The organism is Streptomyces sp. NPDC058157, from assembly GCF_042884105.1.
In the GTDB taxonomy this organism is placed as follows: domain Bacteria; phylum Actinomycetota; class Actinomycetes; order Streptomycetales; family Streptomycetaceae; genus Streptomyces.
Map to the genome: position 1 here is coordinate 1 of NZ_JBHVUQ010000064.1, position 20,523 is coordinate 20,523.

General features: G+C 73.9%; 16 protein-coding genes. 6 read left to right on the forward strand and 10 right to left on the reverse strand.

The annotated features are described in order from the left end of the window. Positions 1–194 precede the first annotated feature (194 nt). The 5 genes from ACFVXK_RS18150 to ACFVXK_RS18170 form a co-directional block, all read right to left on the reverse strand. Positions 195–434 (reverse strand): DUF397 domain-containing protein, encoded by a 240-nt coding sequence (locus ACFVXK_RS18150; RefSeq protein ID WP_079424222.1) that lies wholly within the window; start codon positions 432–434, stop codon positions 195–197. Positions 435–525: 91 nt separating this feature from the next. Beyond that, positions 526–1,701, reverse strand: a complete 1,176-nt coding sequence (locus ACFVXK_RS18155; RefSeq protein ID WP_389612809.1) for a thiolase domain-containing protein — start codon at positions 1,699–1,701, stop codon at positions 526–528. Continuing rightward, positions 1,698–2,765 carry a thiolase domain-containing protein gene (locus ACFVXK_RS18160; RefSeq protein ID WP_389612811.1) on the reverse strand — a complete coding sequence of 356 codons (1,068 nt, stop codon included), beginning with the start codon at positions 2,763–2,765 and terminating at the stop codon, positions 1,698–1,700. Before ACFVXK_RS18160 ends, ACFVXK_RS18155 begins: the two co-directional genes overlap by 4 nt. Then, positions 2,765–3,733: a Zn-ribbon domain-containing OB-fold protein gene (locus ACFVXK_RS18165; RefSeq protein WP_389612813.1), complete on the reverse strand. Its 969-nt coding sequence runs from the start codon at positions 3,731–3,733 to the stop codon at positions 2,765–2,767. Before ACFVXK_RS18165 ends, ACFVXK_RS18160 begins: the two co-directional genes overlap by 1 nt. A 340-nt stretch (positions 3,734–4,073) precedes the next feature. Continuing rightward, a complete protein-coding gene (locus ACFVXK_RS18170; RefSeq protein WP_389612815.1) occupies positions 4,074–4,874 on the reverse strand; it encodes a crotonase/enoyl-CoA hydratase family protein in 801 nt (266 codons plus the stop codon). 173 nt (positions 4,875–5,047) lie between these two features. On the opposite strand from ACFVXK_RS18170, the gene ACFVXK_RS18175 reads away from it, so the two are divergent. Further along, positions 5,048–6,679 carry an acyl-CoA synthetase gene (locus tag ACFVXK_RS18175; protein ID WP_389612817.1) on the forward strand — a complete coding sequence of 544 codons (1,632 nt, stop codon included), beginning with the start codon at positions 5,048–5,050 and terminating at the stop codon, positions 6,677–6,679. Positions 6,680–6,778: 99 nt separating this feature from the next. Here the strand turns inward: ACFVXK_RS18175 and ACFVXK_RS18180 are convergent, their stop codons facing one another. Next, on the reverse strand, positions 6,779–7,627 hold the full coding sequence (locus ACFVXK_RS18180) for an alpha/beta fold hydrolase (protein WP_389612819.1): 849 nt from the start codon (positions 7,625–7,627) through the stop codon (positions 6,779–6,781). A 115-nt stretch (positions 7,628–7,742) separates the two neighbouring features. On the opposite strand from ACFVXK_RS18180, the gene paaK reads away from it, so the two are divergent. From paaK to ACFVXK_RS18195, 3 genes are all read left to right on the forward strand, one after another. Further along, positions 7,743–9,125 (forward strand): phenylacetate--CoA ligase PaaK, encoded by a 1,383-nt coding sequence (gene paaK / locus ACFVXK_RS18185; protein ID WP_389612821.1) that lies wholly within the window; start codon positions 7,743–7,745, stop codon positions 9,123–9,125. Between the two features lie 94 nt (positions 9,126–9,219). Next, a complete protein-coding gene (locus tag ACFVXK_RS18190) occupies positions 9,220–10,074 on the forward strand; it encodes a YhjD/YihY/BrkB family envelope integrity protein (protein WP_389612823.1) in 855 nt (284 codons plus the stop codon). Between the two features lie 70 nt (positions 10,075–10,144). Further along, positions 10,145–11,002, forward strand: coding sequence for an oxidoreductase (locus tag ACFVXK_RS18195; RefSeq protein WP_389612824.1), 858 nt, complete (start codon positions 10,145–10,147; stop codon positions 11,000–11,002). Positions 11,003–11,056: 54 nt separating this feature from the next. Here the strand turns inward: ACFVXK_RS18195 and ACFVXK_RS18200 are convergent, their stop codons facing one another. Both ACFVXK_RS18200 and ACFVXK_RS18205 read right to left on the reverse strand, forming a co-directional pair. Further along, entirely contained in the window at positions 11,057–12,556 is a 1,500-nt protein-coding gene (locus tag ACFVXK_RS18200) for a fatty acyl-CoA synthetase (protein ID WP_389612827.1), read from the reverse strand. A gap of 60 nt (positions 12,557–12,616) precedes the next feature. Then, complete coding sequence (locus tag ACFVXK_RS18205) at positions 12,617–13,720, reverse strand: calcium:proton antiporter (RefSeq protein WP_389612829.1); 1,104 nt, start codon at positions 13,718–13,720, stop codon at positions 12,617–12,619. Between the two features lie 175 nt (positions 13,721–13,895). On the opposite strand from ACFVXK_RS18205, the gene ACFVXK_RS18210 reads away from it, so the two are divergent. Beyond that, positions 13,896–14,453, forward strand: a complete 558-nt coding sequence (locus ACFVXK_RS18210; RefSeq protein WP_389612830.1) for a DinB family protein — start codon at positions 13,896–13,898, stop codon at positions 14,451–14,453. Positions 14,454–14,510: 57 nt separating this feature from the next. On the opposite strand, the gene ACFVXK_RS18215 is transcribed toward ACFVXK_RS18210, so the two are convergent. Then, positions 14,511–16,076 carry an acyl-CoA synthetase gene (locus ACFVXK_RS18215; RefSeq protein WP_389612832.1) on the reverse strand — a complete coding sequence of 522 codons (1,566 nt, stop codon included), beginning with the start codon at positions 16,074–16,076 and terminating at the stop codon, positions 14,511–14,513. A gap of 6 nt (positions 16,077–16,082) precedes the next feature. After that, positions 16,083–17,198, reverse strand: a complete 1,116-nt coding sequence (locus ACFVXK_RS18220; RefSeq protein ID WP_389612834.1) for an NAD(P)H-dependent flavin oxidoreductase — start codon at positions 17,196–17,198, stop codon at positions 16,083–16,085. Between the two features lie 892 nt (positions 17,199–18,090). Here ACFVXK_RS18220 and ACFVXK_RS18225 point away from each other — a divergent pair. Next, positions 18,091–19,902 (forward strand): serine hydrolase, encoded by a 1,812-nt coding sequence (locus ACFVXK_RS18225; RefSeq protein ID WP_389612867.1) that lies wholly within the window; start codon positions 18,091–18,093, stop codon positions 19,900–19,902. Positions 19,903–20,523 lie beyond the last annotated feature (621 nt).

Below are 20,523 nucleotides of genomic sequence, written 5' to 3' on the forward strand. Positions count from 1 at the left end.
CTTCACCGGTGAACACCTGGGCACCGTCTCCGGGGAGCACGAGCTCCAGGTCGCCCTGCGGCTGACCGCCCGCGGCGGCGCGCCCGGGCCCGCCTGAGAGGCGGATCCGGGCCGGGCCGCCCCCCAGGCCCGCGTCGTTCCCCCGGCCACGGCACCGGGCGACACGGCCCGGACCGGATCCGGAGAGAGACGGCCTAGGTCAGGTCGAAGCGGCCCGCCCTGGCTCCGAGGACGAACTTGCGCCATCCGTTCGGGGCGAAGACCAGCGACGGGTCGCCGGGGCGGTCGCTGTCGCGCATCGCGATGAAGCCCTCCACGAAGGCGACCTGGAGGTCGCCCGCGCCCCGGCTGCTCGGCTGCCAGTCGGCCCCGCTGAGGTCGAGCTCGGGCCTGCCCCGGTCAGCGAGGGTCCGCGTGGTCGTGCTCTCGGCCATCTGCCTGCTCCTCCCGGTACGTCGTCGTCCGGGGGCCCACAGTAGCCACCGCGGCGGGTACCGCACAGACCACGCGGCCCCTCCGTCCCGCTCAGCCGCCCGGCCGCTCGGCCCCGACCAGCCACATGGCGAAGAACTGCGCACCGCCGCCGTACGCGTGGCCCATCGCCCGGCGGGCGTCCGGCACCTGGTGTTCGCCGGCCAGCCCCCGGACCTGGAGGGCCGCCTCCGCGAAGCGGATCATGCCGGAGGCCCCGATCGGGTTGGTGGACAGCACGCCCCCGGAGGGGTTGACCGGGAGGTCGCCGTCGAGTTCGGTGACCCCGGCCTCGGTGAGCTTCCAGCCCTCGCCCTCCTGTGCGAAGCCCAGGTTCTCCAGCCACATCGGCTCGTACCAGGAGAAGGGGACGTACATCTCCACCGCGTCGATCTCACGGCGCGGGTCGGTGATCCCGGCCTGCCGGTAGACGTCGGCCGCGCAGTCCTTCCCGGCCTGCGGGGAGACGAAGTCCTTGCCCGCGAAGAGCGTCGGCTCGCTGCGCATCGCCCCGCCGTGCACCCATGCGGGGGGCCGGGGCGAACGGGCCGCGCCCGCCCGGTCGGTGAGGACCATCGCACAGGCCCCGTCCGAGGACGGGCAGGTCTCGGAGTAGCGGATCGGGTCCCAGAGCATGGGCGAGGCCTGGACCTTCTCCAGGGTGATGTCGTGCTCGTGCAGGTGCGCGTACGGGTTCTTCAGGGCGTTGCGCCGGTCCTTGTAGGCGACGAGCGAGCCCACCGTGTCGGGCGCGCCGGTGCGCCGCATGTACGCGCGCACGTGCGGGGCGAAGAAGCCGCCGGCCCCGGCCAGCAGGGGCTGCTGGAAGGGGACGGGGAGGGAGAGCCCCCACATGGCGTTCGACTCCGACTGCTTCTCGAAGGCCAGGGTCAGCACGGTGCGGTGGACGCGGGCGGCGACGAGGTTGGCGGCGACGAGCGCGGTGGACCCCCCGACCGAGCCGGCCGTGTGCACGCGCAGCATCGGCTTGCCGACGGCGCCGAGGGCGTCGGCGAGGTAGAGCTCCGGCATCATCACGCCCTCGAAGAAGTCGGGGGCCTTGCCGATGACGACGGCGTCGATGTCCGCCCAGGTCAGTTCCGCGTCGGCGAGGGCGCGGACCGCCGCCTCGCGGACCAGGCCGGCGAGGGAGACGTCGTGGCGGGCGGCGACGTGCTTGGTCTGTCCGACGCCGACGACGGCGACGGGCTCCTTCCCGGTACGCGTCATGCGGGTTCCCCTTCCAGGACGGCGACCAGGTTCTGCTGGAGGCAGGGGCCGGAGGTGGCGTGGGCGACGGCCCGGTCGGACTCCCCGCGGTGGATCCGGGCGGCGGCCTCGCCGATGCGGATCAGGCCGGCGGCCATGACGGGGTTCGCGGCGAGTGCGCCGCCGGAGGGGTTGACGGTCACGTCCTCGCCGAGGCCGAGCGCCTTGCGCAGGACGACCTCCTGGGAGGAGAACGGCGCGTGCAGTTCGGCCGTGTCGACGGGGGCGTCGAAGAGGCCGGCGCGCTCGGCGGCGGTCCGGGTGGACGGGGAGTCGGTGAGGTCGCGCAGGCCCAGGCCGTGGGCCTCGATGCGGTGGTCGATGCCGGTGATCCAGGCGGGCCGCTCGCACAGCCCGCGGGCGGTGTCCCCGGCGGCCAGGATGACGGCGGCCGCGCCGTCGCCGATGGGCGGGCAGTCCCCGGTGCGCAGGGGCGCCACCTGGTAGCCGCCCTGCGGGACGGTCCCGCGGAGCTGGGCGTGCGGGTTGCCGGCCGCGGCGGCCCGGCTGCGGGCTCCGATGGCGGCGAGGGCGGGCTCGTCGGTCTCCCCCGCGTCGATGAGCGCCTGCGCCTGGAGGGCGGCCAGGGCGACGGAGTCGGGCCAGAGGGGGGCCAGGTAGTAGGGGTCGAGCTGGCGGGTGAGGACGTCGCGGACGGAGCCCGGGGAGGACTTCCCGTACGCGTAGACGAGCGCGGTGTCGGCCTCGCCGGTCTGGATCTTGGCCCAGGCCTCGTAGAGGGCCCAGGCGCCGTCCATCTCCACGTGGGACTCGGAGATGGGGGGCCAGGCGCCGACGCCGTCGAGGGTCATGGTGAAGGAGAAGGCCCGGCCGGCCAGGTAGTCGCTGGAGCCGGAGCAGGTGAAGCCGATCTCGCCGGTCTTCAGGCCGGTGGCGGCCAGTACCCGGTGCAGGACCGGCATGACCATCTCGACTTCGCTGAGTTCGTCGGTGCGGCGCAGGTGGTCGCTCTGGGCGAAGGCGACGACGGCCACGTCGCGTGCGTGCCTGCTCGTCCTGGGCATCAGATGAGCTCCTTGTACGCGTCGTAGTCGGCGTCCGGTTCGCCGGTCGGGCGGTAGTGGTCGGGGTAGCGGCCGCCCTCGCTCCACACCGGTTCGACGCGCAGGCCCATGCGGACCTGGTCGTAGGGGATGCCGCCGATCCGGCCGTGGAGGGCGAGGCCGGCGCCGTCGAGGGCGATGTGGGCGTACACGTACGGCACCTCGATGTCGAGGTTCTTGGCCTTGATGTTGACGATGCAGAAGGTGGTGACGGTGCCCGCCGGGCCGACCTCGACGCGGTCGGTGGTGGCGACCCCGCAGGTGGGGCAGGCGCCGCGCGGGGGGACGTACACCTTGTGGCAGGAGGGGCAGCGCTCGCCGACGGTGCGGCGCTCGGAGAGGGCGTTGATGTAGGCGGTCTGGGCGCGGCCGGGGCTGTAGGTGTAGTCCAGGCGGGCCTCGGCGACGATCCCGGTGACGGGTTCGCCGAACGCCCCGTCGTGCGGGACGGCGGTGTGCCCGTCGGCGTCGCCCTCGTACGGCTCGAAGCAGGCGATGTCGGTGATGGCCCCGGTGCGTTCGGCCGCCCAGCGCACGCGGACCCGCATGCCGGTGCGCACGGCGTTGGGGCCGGGGGCGTCGAGGGCGTGCAGCAGGGCGGTGTCGGCGCCGTCGAGCCGGACCAGCACCCAGGCGAAGGGGGTGGCGAGGGGTTGCTGGGGGCGCGGCTCGCCGTTCCAGGCCCAGGTGGTGACGGTCCCGGTGGGTGCGACCTCGACGAGTTCGCGGAGTTCGTCGGCGGTGACGGGGTCGTACTCGACGGGCGGCACCATCACCTTCCCGCCGGACGTCCGCACCCCGAGGACGACGCCTTCGCGGAGCCCGGTGAGGAAGGCGCTCTGGACGGGCCCGAGGGAGCGGGTGAACGGGAACTCGACGACGAGGGGCGCACGCAGCACCTCGGGCGGGGACGCGGCGGCTGCTGTCATGGGTGGTCTCCGATGCTCGGAAGGGACGGTTCGAGGGCGCAGCCCCGAACCGGGGCCGGGGCGCGGCCCAAGGGCGGCTGGGGGCGAGCCCCGTCGGGGTCCAGGGCGCAGCCCCCGAGGGGGTCCGGGGCACAGCCCCGTCGGGGCCGGCCGCGGTCCAAGGGGTTCCAGGGGCGAGCCCCGTCGGGGTCCGGGGCGTAGCCCCGAGGGGGTCCGGGGCGTAGCCCCGAGGGGGTCCGGGGCGCAGCCCCGTCGGGGTCCGGGGCGTAGCCCCGGGGAACGGGGGAAGGGCGGGTAGGGGAACGGCCCCGCAGGGACGCGGCGCCCCCGCGAGGGCCCGTCAGGCCCGCCGGAAGACCGGCGGACGCCGCTCCGCGAAGGCCCGCGCCCCCTCCTTCGCGTCGGCGGTGTCGAAGACCGGCCAGCCCCGGGCCAGTTCGGCCGCCAGCCCCTCCGTCTCCGTCATACCGGCCGTCTCGTAGACCGAGGCCTTCACCGCCTCGACGGCCAGCGGCCCGCACGCGTTGATCCGTTCGGCGGTCTCCAGCGCCGCCTCCAGGGCCGTCCCCGCCGGGACCACCCGCCCCACGAGCCCGATCCGCTCCGCCTCCTCCGCCGAGTACGGCCGGCCGGTGAGCAGCATCTCCAGGGCGTGCGTGCGCGGGATCTGCCGGGGCAGCCGTACCGTGGAGCCGCCGATCGGGAACAGCCCCCGCCTGACCTCGAACAGCCCGAAGGTCGCCCCGGCGCCGGCGACCCGGATGTCGGTCCCCTGGAGGATCTCGGTGCCGCCCGCCACGCAGTAGCCCTCCACCGCCGCGATCACCGGTTTGCGCGGCCGGTGGTGACGGAGCATCGCCTTCCAGTGGAGGTCGGGGTCGGCCTTGAGGCGGTCGCGGTAGTGGTCGCCCGCCATGCCCTTCCCGGCCAGCGCCTTGAGGTCCATGCCGGCGCAGAAGTCCCCGCCCGCGCCGGTGAGGACCACCGAGCGGATCCCGTCGTCCGCGTCCGCCTCCAGCCAGCCGTCGTACAGCCCCACGAGCAGCGGAAGCGAGAGCGCGTTCTTCGCCTCCGGCCTGTTCATCGTGAGCACCAGCGTGGCGCCCTGCCGGTCCACGGTGAGGTGTTCCGTCCCACCCATTGCCGTCCTCCCGTCTCGAGACCTAGAACAGGTTGCAGGAGGGCCCGGTGCAGTACAAGGGTTTTCTGACGCCCAGTCAGTTTTTTGGCGCGCGCCCTTCCCAGTTGCGCCGGGCGCCGCTCTAATGACCGCCGAGCAGACCGGCCGCCCGGTCCGGGTCAGGAGGAGGAACGGTGGAGTACAACCTTGCCGACCTGTTCGAGTCGGTCGTGGACGTGGTGCCCGACCGCGAGGCGCTGGTGTACGTGGACCACCCCGGGACCGGCGCCGAGCGCCGCCTGACGTACGCGGAGCTGGACGCGGCCGCGAACCGCGTCGCGCACCACCTCACGGACAGCGGCCTGACCCCCGGCGAGCACGTGGGGCTGCACCTCTACAACGGCGTCGAGTACCTCCAGACCGTCCTGGCCTGCCTCAAGGCCCGCCTGGTCCCGGTGAACGTCAACTACCGGTACGTGGAGGAGGAACTGGTCTACCTCTACAACGACGCCGACCTCGCCGCGCTCGTCTTCGAGGGCGAGTTCACCGAACGGGTCGCGGCCGCGCTCCCCCAGACCCCGCGGCTGCGCCACCTGGTCCGGGTGGGCGCGACGCCCCCCGGCGCGCCGGAGCCGGCGATCGCGCCGGTGGCGTACGGGGACGCCGAGGCGGCCGGCTCCCCGGAGCGCGGGTTCCCGCCGCGCAGCCCGGACGACCTGTTCATCATCTACACCGGCGGCACGACCGGCATGCCCAAGGGCGTGATGTGGCGGGCCGAGGACCTGTTCTTCGCGGGGCTGTTCGGCGGGGAACCCTCGGGAGAGCCCGTCAAGCGGCCCGAGGAGCTGGCGGAGCGGGTCGCGGCGCGCGGCGCGGGCCTGACCTTCTTCCCGGCCCCGCCGCTGATGCACGGCACCTCCACCCTCACCTCGTTCATCGCCTTCAACTACGGCCAGCGGGTGGTGATCCACCGCAAGTACGCGCCGGAGGAGGTGCTGCGCACCATCGAGAAGGAGAAGGTGTCGAGCGTGTCGCTGGTGGGCGACGCGATGCTCCGGCCGCTGATCGACGCCCTGAACGGGCCGCTGCGCGGGACGGACCTGTCCTCCCTGTTCAGCGTCTCCTCCTCGGGGGCGATCATGTCGGAATCGGTGCGCGCCGAGTTCCAGCGGCTCGTGCCGAACGTGGTGCTGCTGAACAACTTCGGCTCGTCGGAGTCGGGTTCGAACGGGCGGGCCACCGACGACTCCGGCCCGGAGAAGGGCTTCCGGCTCCAGGTCAACGACCGTACGCAGGTGGTGGACCCGGTGACGCACGAGCCGGTGGCGGTGGGCGTGCCGGGACGGCTCGCGCAGCGCGGGCACGTTCCGCTGGGCTACTACAACGACCCGGCGAAGACGGCGGAGACCTTCTTCCGGAAGGGCGCCGAACGCTGGGTGCTGCTGGGCGACATGGCGACGGTCGACGAGGAGGGCATCGTCACCGTCCTCGGGCGGGGCTCGCAGTGCATCAACACCGGGGGCGAGAAGGTGTACCCGGAGGAGGTCGAGCAGGCCCTGAAGTCCCATCCGGACGTCTACGACGCCCTGGTGGCGGGCGTCCCGGACCCGACCTGGGGCAACCACGTGGCCGCGGTGGTGCAGGTACGCGCGGGGGCGCCGCGGCCCACGCTGGAGGAGATCCAGCGGCACTGCCGGACCCGGCTGGCGGGGTACAAGATCCCGCGCCAGCTGGTGATCACCCCGGCGATCCAGCGCTCACCGAGCGGCAAGGCGGACTACCGCTGGGCGAAGACGGTGGCCACGGCGGCGGACACGGGCGCCTGACGGGCGGCGCGCACGGTCGCCGGGGCATCGGCCAGAGGGCCGGCTCCCCTGCCCCGGCTTCGGGCAGCCGCCCACTCGGCTCGGCGCCGGGCGCCCCGGTCAGGTGCCCGTCGTCAGGAAGTGTTCGACCCGGGTCGCGAAGCGGGGGGCGTCGTCCAGCCAGGGGAAGTGCGCGGCGCCGGACTGGATGTCGAGGACGCCGGCGGGGAAGACCTCCGCCAGTCGCGCCGCGAGCGCCGGCGGCGGGCTGCCGTCCAGTTCGCCCGCGAGGACCAGCACCTCCCGCGGGAACCGCCCCAGGGCGGCGCGGGTGGCGGGCGGGTCGAAGGCCCCGTCGGCGGCGAAGGCCAACGAGGCCTTGTCGTTGCGCTCCGCCGCCCCGGCCGCGTGGTGGGCCCGGGCGGCGGCGTCCCAGCGCCCGTGGAAGAGCGGGGCGGCGAGGTCCCGGTCCCCCTCGGCGCCCTCGCCCGCCAGCAGCCGCCGGAGGGCCTCGGACGCCGAGTCGTACGGCTCGCCGGCGGGGCGCATGCGGGCCGCGGCCAGGTGGTGTTCGGCGGTGATGTGGAGGCCGACGGCCCACGGGGTGGGGGTGACCAGGACGAGGCGTCCCACCCGTTCGGGGTGCGCGGCCGCGTACAGCATGGCGAGGTTGCCGGCCGCCGAGTGGCCGAGGAGGTCCAGGCGTTCCAGCCCCAGGTGGACGCGGAGCGCCTCGACGTCCGCCACCTGGTGGTCGACTCGGTACGTGGCCTCGTCCGCCGGTGTCGCGGAGTCGCCCGTGCCGCGCAGGTCGAGCCGGACGAGCCGGCGCCCGGCGGTCAGTCCGCCGAGGTCGCCGAGGTAGCGGGAGGCCCGCATGGCCCCTCCCGGCAGGCAGATCAGCGGCTCGCCGTCACCCTGGACGTGGTAGGCGAGTTCGGTCCCATCGTACGTGGTGAATACATGCATGGACCCATCCCAGCAGACGATCACTCGTTCGAGTCATTGATTTGCGGGTCGGGCTCGGGCAATCTACCGAATGAACGTTCGGTTGGGGTGGTTGGTCCTCGGTGAGGTGACGGCAATGGCGGCGCACACGGCAATCGGCAACGGCGGAGATCAGGGAGGGCAGGGAGGGCACGAGGGGTGGCAGGACTTCGGCGCGCCGCGCGACGAGGCGGAGCTGCTCGGCCCCGACGAACTGGCCGCGCTCCAGCTCAAGCGGCTGCGGGCGACCCTGCACCGGGTCTACGACCGCGTGCCCTTCTACCGCGAGGCCTTCGACAAGGCGGGGGTGCATCCCGACGACTGCCGCTCCCTGGCCGACCTGGCCCTCTTCCCGCCGACCACCAAGGCCGACCTGCGCGGGCAGTACCCCTTCGGGATGTTCGCCGTCCCCCGCACCGACGTCCGCCGGCTGCACGCCTCCAGCGGCACCACCGGCCGGCCCACGGTGGTGGGCTACACCGACGGGGACCTCGCCGCCTGGGCCGACGTCGTCGCGCGGTCGCTGCGCGCCGCGGGTGCCCGGCCCGGCCAGATCGTGCACATCGCCTACGGATACGGCCTGTTCACCGGCGGCCTCGGCGCCCACTACGGGGCCGAGCGGCTGGGCTGTACGGTCGTCCCCGCCTCCGGTGGCATGACGGACCGCCAGGTCAGACTGATCCAGGACCTCCGCCCGGAGGTCATCATGGTGACCCCTTCCTACATGCTCACCCTGCTCGACGAGATGGAGCGCCAGGGCATCGACCCGCGCTCGACCTCCCTGCGCACGGGGGTCTTCGGCGCGGAGCCCTGGACCGAGGAGATGCGCCGGGAGATCGAGGACCGGCTGGGCATCGACGCCGTCGACATCTACGGCCTGTCGGAGGTGATGGGACCGGGCGTGGCGCAGGAGTTCGCCTCGCACAAGGACGGGCTGCACATCTGGGAGGACCACTTCTACCCGGAGGTGATCGACCCGCTGACCGGTGCCGTGTTGCCCGACGGCGAGCTCGGCGAGCTCGTCTTCACCTCCCTCACCAAGGAGGCCATGCCCCTGATCCGCTACCGCACCCGGGACCTGACGCGGCTGCTGCCGGGGACGGCCCGGCCCGCGTTCCGCCGGATGGAGAAGGTCACGGGCCGCAGCGACGACATGATCATCCTGCGCGGGGTGAACCTCTACCCGACCCAGATCGAGGAGATACTCCTGCGCATCCCCGCCCTGGCCCCGCACTTCCAGCTGCGGCTGACCCGCGAGGGGCGGCTGGACGCCCTCACGGTACGGGTGGAGGCGCGCCGGGAGGCCGACGCCGGTCAGCGCAGGGCCGCGGCCGCGGAGCTGGGGCGGGCCGTCAAGGAGGGGGTCGGGGTGTCCGTCGGCGTGGAGGTGGTGGAGCCGGAGAGCCTGGAGCGCTCGGTCGGCAAGATCAAGCGGATCAAGGACCTGCGCGAGACCGGGGAGGCGCCCGGGGAGCAGTGAGCCGCGGGAGGCGCGGTCGGCGGGGCCACCCCTTCGGCCCCACTTCGGCGCGGCTTCCGGGACCCGCCGGGCAGGTCCGGGTAGGGGATGGGGTGTGACCTCGATCTTCCGGCAGCTGCACGACCGGCTCCTGGCCTCCCCCGCCGGGCTGGCCTGGAGCCGGGGCCGCGAGATCGAACTGATGCACCGGGCGATGGGCTTCGCCGCCCTCGGGTTCCTCACCCTCGTGCCCCTGCTGGTGGTCGTGGCGGCGGCCGCGCCGGGCAGCGGCTCGGGCTTCGGCCGCTGGCTGGGCCAGGCCCTCGGGGTCACGGCCGCCTCCCGGGCCAAGGTCGAGCTGCTGTTCGGGGCGGCCGACCTGGCCCTGGAGCGGACGACGGCCTTCGGACTGGCGGCCCTGGCGGTGTTCGGGCTGACCTTCGGCTCCGCCGTGCAGACCGGCTACGAGAAGGTGTGGGACCTGCCGACCGCCCGCTGGCACACCATGTGGCGGCATGTGGTGTGGCTGGCCCTGCTGGTCTGCTACCTGGCCCTGCTCGTCGGGATCCCGGCGCCCTCCGCCGACACGGCGGGGGCGGTCGTGGGCACCATCAGCGACCTGGTCGGCACCTGCCTGTTCTTCTGGAGCTCCGGACGGCTGCTGCTGGGCGGGCGGGTGCGCTGGGCCGCCCTGTTCCCCGGCGCGGTGGCGACCAGTGTCGGACTGCTGGGCCTGCGGGTCTTCTCCCAGTTGGTGTTCTCCCCCCTGATCGCCTCCAACGCGGTCACGTACGGCCCGTTCGGCACGCTGCTGGTCGTCCAGTCCTGGCTGGTCGGTGTCGGATTCGTGGTCTACGGAGGGGCCCTGGTCGGCCGTCTGGCGCACGAGCACCTCACCCTGCGGCGACTTCGGTCCGGCGGAATCCTCAGCTCCGGCGAGGACCCTTCTCATGATCCGGGACAGGAGTGAGCAAGGCGGGCGCGCGCATGGCAGGATCACGCCGTACCACCCACAACACCGTTTGATATCAGGGGGATTGATGTCTGCGCAGGATCTCGCCGTCGGGCGGGTATGGCTGATCACCGGAGCGTCCTCGGGCTTCGGACGGACCCTCGCGGAAGCCGCGCTCGCGGCCGGGGACACGGTCGTCGCGACGGCCCGCCGGCCCGCCGCCCTGGCCGACCTGGCCGCCGCCCACCCGGAGCGGCTCGTCCCGGTCGCGGCGGACGCGACCGACACGGGGCGGGCCGAACAGGTCGTCGCCGAGGCCGTGGACCGGTTCGGCCGGATCGACGTCCTCGTCAACAACGCCGGCCGGGGCCTGATCGGAGCGGTCGAGGAGACCTCCGAGGCCGAGCTGCGCGATCTGATGGACCTGCACTTCTTCGGCCCGGCCGCGCTGATCCGCGCCGTGCTGCCGCACATGCGCGCGCGCAAGTCCGGGGCGATCGTACAGATGAGCAGCATGGGCGGCCGGCTGTCCTTCCCGGGCGCCGGCGCCTACTCGGCGACGAAGTTCGCCCTGGAGGGCCTCACCGAGGCCCTGCGCGGCGAGGTCGCGCCGTTCGGGATCAAGACGCTGATCGTGGAGCCCGGCTCCTTCCGTACGGGCTTCGCGGGCGGCGCCGCCCTCCAGCTGTCGGCCGGCGCCCTGCCCGCCTACGCGGACACCGTGGGCGCGGTGCGCACCGGCCTGCCCGACAGCGACGGCAAGCAGCCCGGGGACCCGGTCAAGGCCGCCGCCGCGATCCTGGCCGCCCTGGACGCGCCGGAGACTCCGCTGCGGCTGCCCCTGGGCAACGACGCCCTCGACGCGATCCTCGCGCACGCCGACGCCACCCGCGAGGAGGCCCGCACCTGGGAGTCCGTCAGCCGGGGCACCGACTTCGACGCCTGACCGCACGCGCCGGGCCGGGCCCCGCACCGCGCGGGCCCGGCCTCCGGCGGGGCGTCAGGCGGCGCCGAGGCGGTCCCGGAGCTCCCGCTTGAGGATCTTGCCGCTGGCGTTGCGCGGCAGGGCTTCCACGAACAGGACCCGCTTGGGGGCCTTGAAGTGGGCGAGCCGTTCACGGGCGTAGGCCATCAGCTCGGTCTCCGTGACCTCCCCGCGCGGGACGACGACGGCCGTCACCGCCTCGATCCACCGCTCGTCGGGGAGGCCGACGACGGCCGCCTCGGCCACGCCCGGATGGGCGTAGAGCACGTCCTCCACCTGGCGGGAGGCGACGAGCACCCCGCCCGAGTTGATGACGTCCTTGACCCGGTCGACGACGGTGAAGTAGCCCTCCGCGTCCCGGACGGCGAGGTCGCCGGAGCGGAACCAGCCGTCCCGGAAGGCCTTGCGGGTGGCTTCGGCGTCGTTCCAGTAGCCCAGGCACAGCTGCGGCGAGCGGTACACCACCTCCCCCGCCGTGCCGTCGGGGACCTCGGCGCCGTCCTCGTCGACCACCTTCGCCTGCACGTGCAGCACCGGCCGCCCGCAGGACTCCATCCGGCCCTCGTGCTCGTCCGGTCCCAGCACGGTGGCCAGCGGGCCGATCTCGCTCTGCCCGAAGCAGTTGTAGAAGCCCAGCCCCGGCAGCCGTTCCCGCAGCCGCTCCAGGACCGGGACGGGCATCACCGAGGCCCCGTAGTACGCCTTGCGGAGTGCGCCGAGCTCCCGCCGCCCGAACTGCGGGTGGTCGGCGAGGGCGATCCACACGGTCGGCGGCGCGAACAGGCTGTCCGCCCGGCCCGCCTCGACCAGGTCGAAGACCTCCTCGGCGACCGGCCCGTCCAGGACGGTGTTGTCCGCGCCCACCGCCAGGTAGGGCAGCAGGAACACGTGCATCTGCGCCGAGTGGTAGAGCGGCAGGGAGTGCAGGGGGCGGTCCCCCTCGGCCAGGTCCAGGGCGGCGATCGCGCTCTCGTACTCGTGCGCCAGGGCCCGGTGCGTCATCACGGCGCCCTTGGGCAGGGCCGTGGTCCCCGAGGTGTACAGCAGCTGCACCACGGCCGAGGGGTCCGAGGAGGCCTCGTGGGGCCGGGGATCGGCCAGCTCCGCGAGGAAGGCGCCGGGGGCGTCGCGCAGCGCCCGTACGGCGTGCCCCTCGGGGACCCGGTCGGCGAGGCCGGGGTCGGCGAGGACCAGGGCGCTCGCGCAGTCGCCGAGGATGTGCGCGAGGTCCTCGCCGGTGAGGTTCTGGTTGACCGGGACGTGCGTGAGGCCGGCCCGGGCGCAGGCGAGGAAGGCGATCAGGTAGGCGTCGGAGTTGTGGGCGAAGGCCGCGACGCGGTCCCCGGGGGCCAGTCCGTACCGCTCGCGCAGCACGGCGGCGCCGGTGGAGACCGCCGCGTCGAGTTCCGCGTACGTCCAGGTCCGCTGCCGGTAGCGCAGGGCCGTCCGGTCGGGGTGCCGCCGCGCGGCGGCCCGCAGGAGTCCGTCGACCGTGTGGTGCCGTACTGGCGTCATGGCGCGATCCTCGCCCCGCCGCGCCGCCGGGTCAAGATCGGTGCGGCGGGCTCCCACCGGTCACGGACTGACGGCGAGGAAGAGGTAGGCGGCGAGCAGGACGAGGTGGACCCCGCCCTGGAGGAGGGTGGCGCGGCCGGGCACGAGGGTGAGGGCGCCGACCACCACGGTCAGCGTGAGCAGCACCATGTGGGTGGGGCCGAGGCCGAGCAGCAGCGGGCCCTTCAGCCAGATGGAGGCCAGGGCGATGGCCGGGATGGTCAGGCCGATGCTGGCGATGGCGGAGCCGTAGCCCAGGTTGAGGCTGGTCTGGACGCGGTCGCGACGGGCGGCCCGGACGGCGGCGAGGGTCTCCGGGGCCAGGACGAGCAGGGCGATGATCACACCGACGACGGCGTGCGGCAGGCCGGCGTCCGCGACGCCCTTCTCGATGGTCGGGGAGACGGCCTTGGCGTTGCCGACGACCGCGACGAGGGCCACGAGCAGCAGGCCGAGGCTGGTCAGGGCGGCGCGGGCGGTGGGCGGTTCGGCGTGCTCGTCGTCGCCGTCGGGGGCGTTGGGGGTGGCCACGGGCAGGAAGTAGTCCCGGTGGCGGACGGTCTGGACGGCGATGAACAGCCCGTAGAGGGCGAGGGAGGCGACGGCGGCGAAGGTCAGCTGGGCGCTGGAGAACTCGGGGCCGGGCTTGCTGGTGGTGAAGGTCGGCAGGACCAGGCTGAGCGTGGCGAGGGTCGCGACGGTGGCCAGGGCCGCACCGGAGCCCTCGGCGTTGAAGACGGCGACCCGGTTGCGCAGGGCGCCGACGAGCAGGGACAGGCCGACGATGCCGTTGCAGGTGATCATCACGGCGGCGAAGACGGTGTCGCGGGCGAGGGAGGCGGTCTTGTCGCCGCCGTCGGCCATCAGGGTGACGATGAGGGCCACTTCGATGACCGTGACCGCGACGGCGAGGACGAGGGAGCCGAAGGGCTCGCCGACGCGGTGGGCCACGACCTCGGCGTGGTGGACGGCGGCGAGGACCGCGCCCGCCAGGCACAGCGCGACCACCCCCACCAGGGCTCCGGGCAGGTCGCGCCCCCAGCTGAGGACGAGCGCGACGAGCGCCGCCACGGGGACCAGGAGGGTCCAGTCGGTCAGGGGGGATCTGCGCGTAGCCGTACTCATGTCTGCCAAGTTGCCAGACCGGCCGCCCGGGTGCGGCGCAAGGCGCGCGTCCGGGGCCCCCGAGTGGCACTTCTCACGAAATTTCGGACCTGCTCCGTCAGGCGGTCCGCTCCGGCGCCGGCCGGGCGGGGACCGGGGCTTCCGGGCGGCTCCCCGGATGGCTCATGATCCGTACATGACGAGCGACGACCGTACGAGACGAGCGGAACTGATCGAGGCCGCGCGGAGCGGGACCCGGTTCGAGGGCCCGGCGACGGGCGACGAGAGGCCGATGCTGCTGTCGATGCTGGCGGCCCAGCGCACGACGCTGGAACTCAAGTGCGCCGGACTGGACGAGGAGTTGTCCCGGCGGTCGGTGGAACCGTCGACGCTCTCGCTGCTGGGCCTGGTCCGCCATCTGGCCGATATGGAGCGGCAGTGGTTCCGGGTGGTGCTGGACGGGCAGGACGTGGAGCCGCGCTTCTCCTCGGCCGCCGATCCGGACGGGGACTTCGAGGGCGCGGTGTCCGGTCCCGAGGCGGCGGAGGAGGCCTGGGCGGCCTGGCGCGAGGAGGTGGGGTTCGCGGAGCGGTTCGCCGCCGGGGCACCCGGTCTGGACGTCGAGGGTGAGTCCCCCTGGCGGGGCAAGGTCTCGCTGCGGTGGGTGCTGATCCACATGATCGAGGAGTACGCGCGCCACAACGGCCACGCCGATCTGCTGCGGGAGCGGATCGACGGGACCGTCGGCATGTGACGCGGTGTGTCACACGGTCACACGGCATGTGACGCGCGCTGTGACGCGCCCCTCGCGTCACAGCGCGCGTGCGCGGCCCTCCCAGTAGGGGTCGCGCAGGCGGCGCTTGTAGAGCTTGCCGTTGGGATCGCGGGGCATCGTCTCGATGAAGTCGACCGACTTCGGGCGCTTGTAGCCGGCCAGCCGCCCCTCGCAGTGGTGCAGGATCTCGGCGGCGAGCGCCTCCCCCGCCTCGAAGCCCTCGGCGGGTTCGACGACGGCCTTGACCTCCTCGCCCCAGCCGTCGTGCGGGATGCCGAAGGCCGCGGCGTCCGCGACCGCCGGATGGGTGAGGAGGGCGGACTCGATCTCGGCCGGGTAGATGTTCACCCCGCCCGAGATGATCATGTCGATCTTGCGGTCGCGGAGGAAGAGGTAGCCCTCCTCGTCGAGCAGGCCGAGGTCGCCGACGGTGAAGAAGTCGCCGATGCGGTTCTTCTTCGTCTTGCCCTCGTCCTTGTGGTAGCTGAAGCCGCCGGTGTTCATCTTCAGGTAGACGGTGCCGAGTTCGCCGGCCGGCAGCCGGTTGCCCTCGTCGTCGTAGATGGCGAGCTCGCTGATCGGCCAGGCCTTGCCGACGGTTCCCGGCTTCTTCAGCCAGTCCTCGGCGGTGGCGAAGGCCCCGCCGCCCTCGCTGGCCGCGTAGTACTCCTCCACGCACCGGCCCCACCAGTCGATCATCGCCCGTTTGACGTGGTCGGGGCAGGGGGCGGCGCCGTGGATGGCGTGCCGCATGGAGGAGACGTCGTAGGCGTCCTTCGTCCGCTGCGGCAGGGCGAGGAGGCGGTGGAACTGGGTGGGCACCATGTGGGTGTGTGTGCAGGCGTGCCGGTCGATCAGCCGCAGCATCTCCTCGGGGCCCCACTTGTCCATCAGCACCAGCGGGTGGCCGATGTGCAGGGACGCGCCCGCGAACTGGAGCACGGCCGTGTGGTAGAGCGGCGAGCAGACCAGGTGGACGTTGCCGTCGAAGGGGCGGATCCCGAAGATGCCGAGGAACCCGCCGAGGTAGGTCTCCTCCGGGAGCTTGCCGGGCAGGGGGCGGCGGATGCCGCGCGGGCGCCCGGTGGTGCCGGAGGTGTAGTTCATGACCCAGCCGAGGGTGCGCCCGGCCGGGGGCTCGGCGCTCCGCCCGTCGAGGAGCGCGGCGTACGGGCGGAAGCCCGGCACGGCTCCCACGGCGTAGCGGTGCTCCCCGGGCAGTCCCGCCTCGTCGGCGGCGGCTGTGGCGGCCTCGGCGAAGCGCTCGTGGGCGATGAGCACCTTGGCGCCGGAGTCGGCGACGATCCAGGCGATCTCGGGGCCGACGAGGTGGTGGTTGACCGGGACGAGGTAGAAGCCGGCCTGGGAGGCGGCCAGGTAGGCGGTGAAGAACTCGACGCCGTTGGGCAGGACGACGGCGAAGGCGTCGCCCTCCTCCATCCCGGCGGCGCGCAGGCCGTGGACGAGGCGGTTGACGTCGGCGTGCAGCCGTCCGGCGGACCACTCCTCGCCTTCGGGGGTGACGAGGACGGTGCGCCCGGGGGATGCGGCGGCCTGCGCCCAGAAGCCGTTGGGGGGCTGGGGCTGCGGCTGGTCACTCATGCGGTTTCACACCTCTCGGGTCCGGCCGGCGATGCGGTCGATGCGGTCGATGGCGCGCTCGAAGCCGCCGGTGAGCTCGTCGAAGACGGCCTGGACGCTGCGTTCGGTGTTCATCCGGCCGACGATCTGGCCGACGGGGGTGCCGAGCAGCGGGCCGACCTCGTACTTCTGGATCCGGGAGACGGCCTCCGCGACCAGCAGGCCCTGGAGCGGCATGGGCAGGGCGCCGGGCCCGGCCGGGTCGTCCCAGGCGTCGGTCCACTCGGTGCGCAGCTGGCGGGCGGGCTTGCCGGTGAGGGCGCGGGAGCGGACGGTGTCGCCGGAACCGGCGGCGAGGAGCTTGTCGGTGAGGGCGCGGGAGTGGAGTTCGGCCTCGGTGGTGGTCAGCCAGAGCGAGCCCAGCCAGACGCCCTGGGCGCCGAGGGCGAGCCCGGCGGCGATCTGCTCGCCGCTGCCGATGCCGCCGGCGGCGAGGACCGGGAGCGGGGCGACCGCCTCGGCGACCTCGGGGACCAGGACCATGGTGGCGATGTCCCCGGTGTGGCCGCCGGCCTCGTAGCCCTGGGCGACGACGATGTCGATGCCGGCCTCGGCGTGGCGGCGGGCGTGCTTGGCGCTGCCGGCGAGGGCGGCGACGAGGACCCCGTGGTCGTGGGCGCGCGCGATGACGTCGGCGGGCGGGGAACCGAGGGCGTTCGCCAGGAGTTTGATGGGGTAGTCGAAGGCGACGTCGAGCTGGTTGCGGGCGACCTGCTCCATCCAGCCGGTGATCCGCCAGCCGGAGGCCTCTCCCTCGGCGAGCTCGGGCACCTGGTGCTTGGCGAGCGTGTCGCGGACGAAGGCGCGGTGTGCGGCCGGGATCATCGCCTCGATGTCGGCTTCGCTGATGCCGTCGACGGCCTTCTTGGCGGGCATGACGACGTCGAGGCCGTAGGGCTTGCCGTCGGTGTGCGCCTGCATCCAGTCGAGGTCGCGCTTGAGGTCGTCGGGTGCGGTGTAGCGGACCGCACCGAGGACGCCGAACCCGCCTGCGCGGGTGATGGCAGCGGCTACCGCCGGGAAGGGCGTGAAGCCGAAGATGGCGTGCTCGACTCCCAGTTTCTTGCTGAGCTCCGTCTCCATGCGCGTGAGGATGCCGCAGCGGGGCGGCCGAGGGAAGAGATTTTCTGATGCGGTGTCAGATTCTTCCGGGCCGCCCCGTGCGGAGGGTGCCCGGCGGAGGGGCAGATACCCAGTAGCGTGCGGAACGCCTGCGGCGTCGCTTCGGCGGACGGGCTCACGACCGCCCGGCCGGCAACGGACCCCGAGACCGCCCCGCCGGGCGGCCCGGCCGATGACCGCCGAGCGGCGAACGGCGAACGGCGAACGGCGAACCGGAGCCGTGGACGAACGGCGCACGGCGGGCAGTTCGGAGCGGACAGGAGGGCCGATCATGGCGGCACCCACGGGGGCGGACGCAAAGGCGAACGAACCGTCACCCGACGACACGACCACCCGGACCGAAACCCGGACCGGGACCACGCCCGAACCCGAGCCCCGGCACAAGCCCGAGCCCGGAACCCGCGCCGAAGCGCGAATCCCGGCAGCACCGAGAGCCGGGTCCGGCGCCTCGGCGGGACCCGGGGCAGGGGCCGGGGGCTTGGCGGGGCCCAGGGCAGGGGCCGGGGGCTTGGCGGGGCCCGGGGCCGAGGCCGGGGGCTTGGCGGGGCCCGGGGCCGGAGCCACAACTCGAAGCAAAGCCCGAACCGTGGCGGAAGCCCCAGGCGCGGCAGAAGCCGGGGCCAGGACCGGGGCCGGGGCCGGGGCCAGGACCGGGGCCGGGGCCGGCAACGAGGCCCGAGCCTGGACAGGCGCCAAGGCCACGGCCGGGGTTGTGGCCGGGGCCAGGGCCGGGGTTGTGGCCGGAGGCACGGGCCGGACCGACGCCGATGCCCGGGCCGGGGCCAGGACCGGGACCGGGGCCGAGACCGGGGACGGGGCCGAGGGGCGGGTCGGCGTCGGCACAGGGGGCGGGATCAGGTGCGGGAAGGGCCACGGGGAAGGAAACCGGCCCGGTCCCGCGCTGAGTCGGCGGCGGCTTGGGGCGCGGTTGCTCGCGCTCGGCGGGGTGTTCGTGTTGCACGCCGCGCTGCCGGGCGGGTCCGCCGGGGCGGCCGAGCGGCGGGCGCTCCAGGGGCTGCGGCTGCGGTACGGGTCCGCGCGGCAGGCCGGACTGCTGGAGCGGCACCTGGAGGGGGTGGCCGACGAGGCCCGCCGCTTCCTCGGGCCCTCCCCCGAACACCCCTACTACGCCGGCGCGGTGGTCCTCGCGGGCCGCGGCCGCACGGTCGCGCTCCACCGGGCCATGGGGGACGCCGTCCGGTACGCGGACTACGACGGCCGCACCGACCGGCCCCGGGAGTTCCCGGCCGCCGAGCGGATCGCCATGGCCGAGGACACCGTCTTCGACCTGGCCTCCCTCAGCAAGCTGTTCACCTCCATCGTCGCCGTGCAGCAGATGGAGCGGGGCCGGCTGGAGCTGGAGGCCACCGTGGACCGGTATCTGCCGGAGTTCACCGGCGGCGGCAAGGAGGCCGTCACCGTCCGGCAGCTGCTGACGCACACCTCCGGGCTCCGCTCCTGGGCGCCCTTCTACCAGGAGTCCACCCGCGAGGGGCAGTTGAGGCTGCTGTGGTCGGTGCGCCCCCAGGACACCCCCGGGACGGTGTACCGCTACTCGGACCTCAACCTCATCACCCTCCAGCTGCTCCTGGAACGGATCACCGGCCGCACTTTGGACACCCTGATCCACGACGAGATCACCGCTCCGCTCGGGATGCACCGCACTCGCTACAACCCCCCGCGCGCCTGGCGCCGCGCCATCGCCGCCACCGAGGTGCAGCGTCCGCCGTGGTCGGGCCTGGACCGGGGCCTCGTCTGGGGCGAGGTACACGACGAGAACGCGTACGCCCTCGGCGGGGTCGCGGGCCACGCCGGGGTCTTCGGCACCGCCTGGGACCTCGCCGTCCTCTCCCGCGCCCTCCTCGACGGCGGGGCCTACGCCGGCCGCCGCATCCTGCGCCCCGCCTCCGTCGAACTCCTCTTCACCGACTTCAACACCGCCTTCCCCGGCGACGACCACGGCCTCGGCTTCGAGCTCTACCAGCACTGGTACATGGGCGCCATGGCCACCCCCCACTCGGCCGGCCACACCGGCTTCACCGGCACCTCCCTGGTCCTCGACCCCTCCACCGACTCCTTCCTGATCCTCCTCGGCAACTCCGTGCACCCCGTCCGCACCTGGCGGGCCGGCAGCGCGCCCCGCGTGGCCACCGGCAACCGCTTCGCCCGGGCCGTCCCGGTCCGCACGAGGCACGGCGGCCCGGCGTGGTTCTCCGGCATGGAGACCGGCGGCTCGGGCACCCTCACCCTCCCCCCGCTGACCCCGGCCACCGCCGAGGCCCGGCTGCGCTGCGCGGTCTGGTGGGACACCGTCCCCGGGGCCGGGGCCTTCCACCTGGAGGCCTCGGCGGACGGCACCACCTGGCGGCCCGTCCCGTTCTCGACGGTCCGCACCACGGGCGGCGCCCCGGAGCAGTGGCCCGAGGGCTCGGCGGGCGGCTGGTCGGGCCGGGTCTGGCACCGCCTGGAGGCCCCCCTCCCCACCTGGGCGGGCCGCCAGGTCAGGCTCCGCTTCCGCCACACGGCGACCGGCCGCTACGTGGGCCGCGGCGTCTACGTGGACGTCATCCGCGTCTCCGAACCCCGGGCCCTCCTCTTCTCCGAAGACCGCCCCACCGACGCCACCCGCCTCGAACCGACCGGCTGGACCCGCTCGTCGGACTAGCCGACGCCCCGTCGGCCCCGTACGGCCCACTATCAGTGCTGGTGCGATGCTGGAATGACTCACGCACAGTCACCAGCAGGGCGGTTCGAGATGTCCGACGACGGCAGCCTGCCCCGCCCGACCCTTCCCGGTACACCGGCGCCTTCGACTGCCGCGGCGGCCTCCCCGGAGGTGGGGGCAGGGCGAGCGCTGCCCGAACGGACCGCGTCCCTCCGAGCAGCGGCGGAGGCACTCGCCGCACTCAGCCTGAGCCTGCCCGGCGGACTTGAGCGCCTTCCACGGCAGCCCGCACCACCTCCTGCTGCACCGGCACTGGCACCGACACCTCCGAACCGCTGCCCCGTCCGGTCGAAGCGCGGGCCTTCCTGGTCCGGTTCCTGCGGGACCAGCAGGACTGCCTGTTCTGGTACCGCCCCGTGGACAAGTACGCCGACGTGGAGGCACACCGGCACGCGCGGCGGCGACTGCCTGACCGACCCCCAGCTACGGTCCTGCGCCGCCCACTGGATACCCTCCATGCTCACGGTCTGACCCGTCCCTGCGGAAAACGGCCGGCCCGGGGCGCCTCTGCCGGCGGCAACACCCCGGACGACATGCAGAATGAGCTGGCATCCGCATCTT

Bases quoted from the DNA above. Each gene is read 5' to 3' on its own strand.
- ACFVXK_RS18150 (WP_079424222.1), bottom strand. From the start codon at position 434: ATGGCCGAGAGCACGACCACGCGGACCCTCGCTGACCGGGGCAGGCCC.
- ACFVXK_RS18155 (WP_389612809.1), bottom strand. From the start codon at position 1,701: ATGACGCGTACCGGGAAGGAGCCCGTCGCCGTCGTCGGCGTCGGACAG.
- ACFVXK_RS18160 (WP_389612811.1), bottom strand. From the start codon at position 2,765: ATGCCCAGGACGAGCAGGCACGCACGCGACGTGGCCGTCGTCGCCTTC.
- ACFVXK_RS18165 (WP_389612813.1), bottom strand. From the start codon at position 3,733: ATGACAGCAGCCGCCGCGTCCCCGCCCGAGGTGCTGCGTGCGCCCCTC.
- ACFVXK_RS18170 (WP_389612815.1), bottom strand. From the start codon at position 4,874: ATGGGTGGGACGGAACACCTCACCGTGGACCGGCAGGGCGCCACGCTG.
- ACFVXK_RS18180 (WP_389612819.1), bottom strand. From the start codon at position 7,627: ATGCATGTATTCACCACGTACGATGGGACCGAACTCGCCTACCACGTC.
- paaK (WP_389612821.1), top strand. From the start codon at position 7,743: ATGGCGGCGCACACGGCAATCGGCAACGGCGGAGATCAGGGAGGGCAG.
- ACFVXK_RS18195 (WP_389612824.1), top strand. From the start codon at position 10,145: ATGTCTGCGCAGGATCTCGCCGTCGGGCGGGTATGGCTGATCACCGGA.
- ACFVXK_RS18200 (WP_389612827.1), bottom strand. From the start codon at position 12,556: ATGACGCCAGTACGGCACCACACGGTCGACGGACTCCTGCGGGCCGCC.
- ACFVXK_RS18205 (WP_389612829.1), bottom strand. From the start codon at position 13,720: ATGAGTACGGCTACGCGCAGATCCCCCCTGACCGACTGGACCCTCCTG.
- ACFVXK_RS18210 (WP_389612830.1), top strand. From the start codon at position 13,896: ATGACGAGCGACGACCGTACGAGACGAGCGGAACTGATCGAGGCCGCG.
- ACFVXK_RS18215 (WP_389612832.1), bottom strand. From the start codon at position 16,076: ATGAGTGACCAGCCGCAGCCCCAGCCCCCCAACGGCTTCTGGGCGCAG.
- ACFVXK_RS18220 (WP_389612834.1), bottom strand. From the start codon at position 17,198: ATGGAGACGGAGCTCAGCAAGAAACTGGGAGTCGAGCACGCCATCTTC.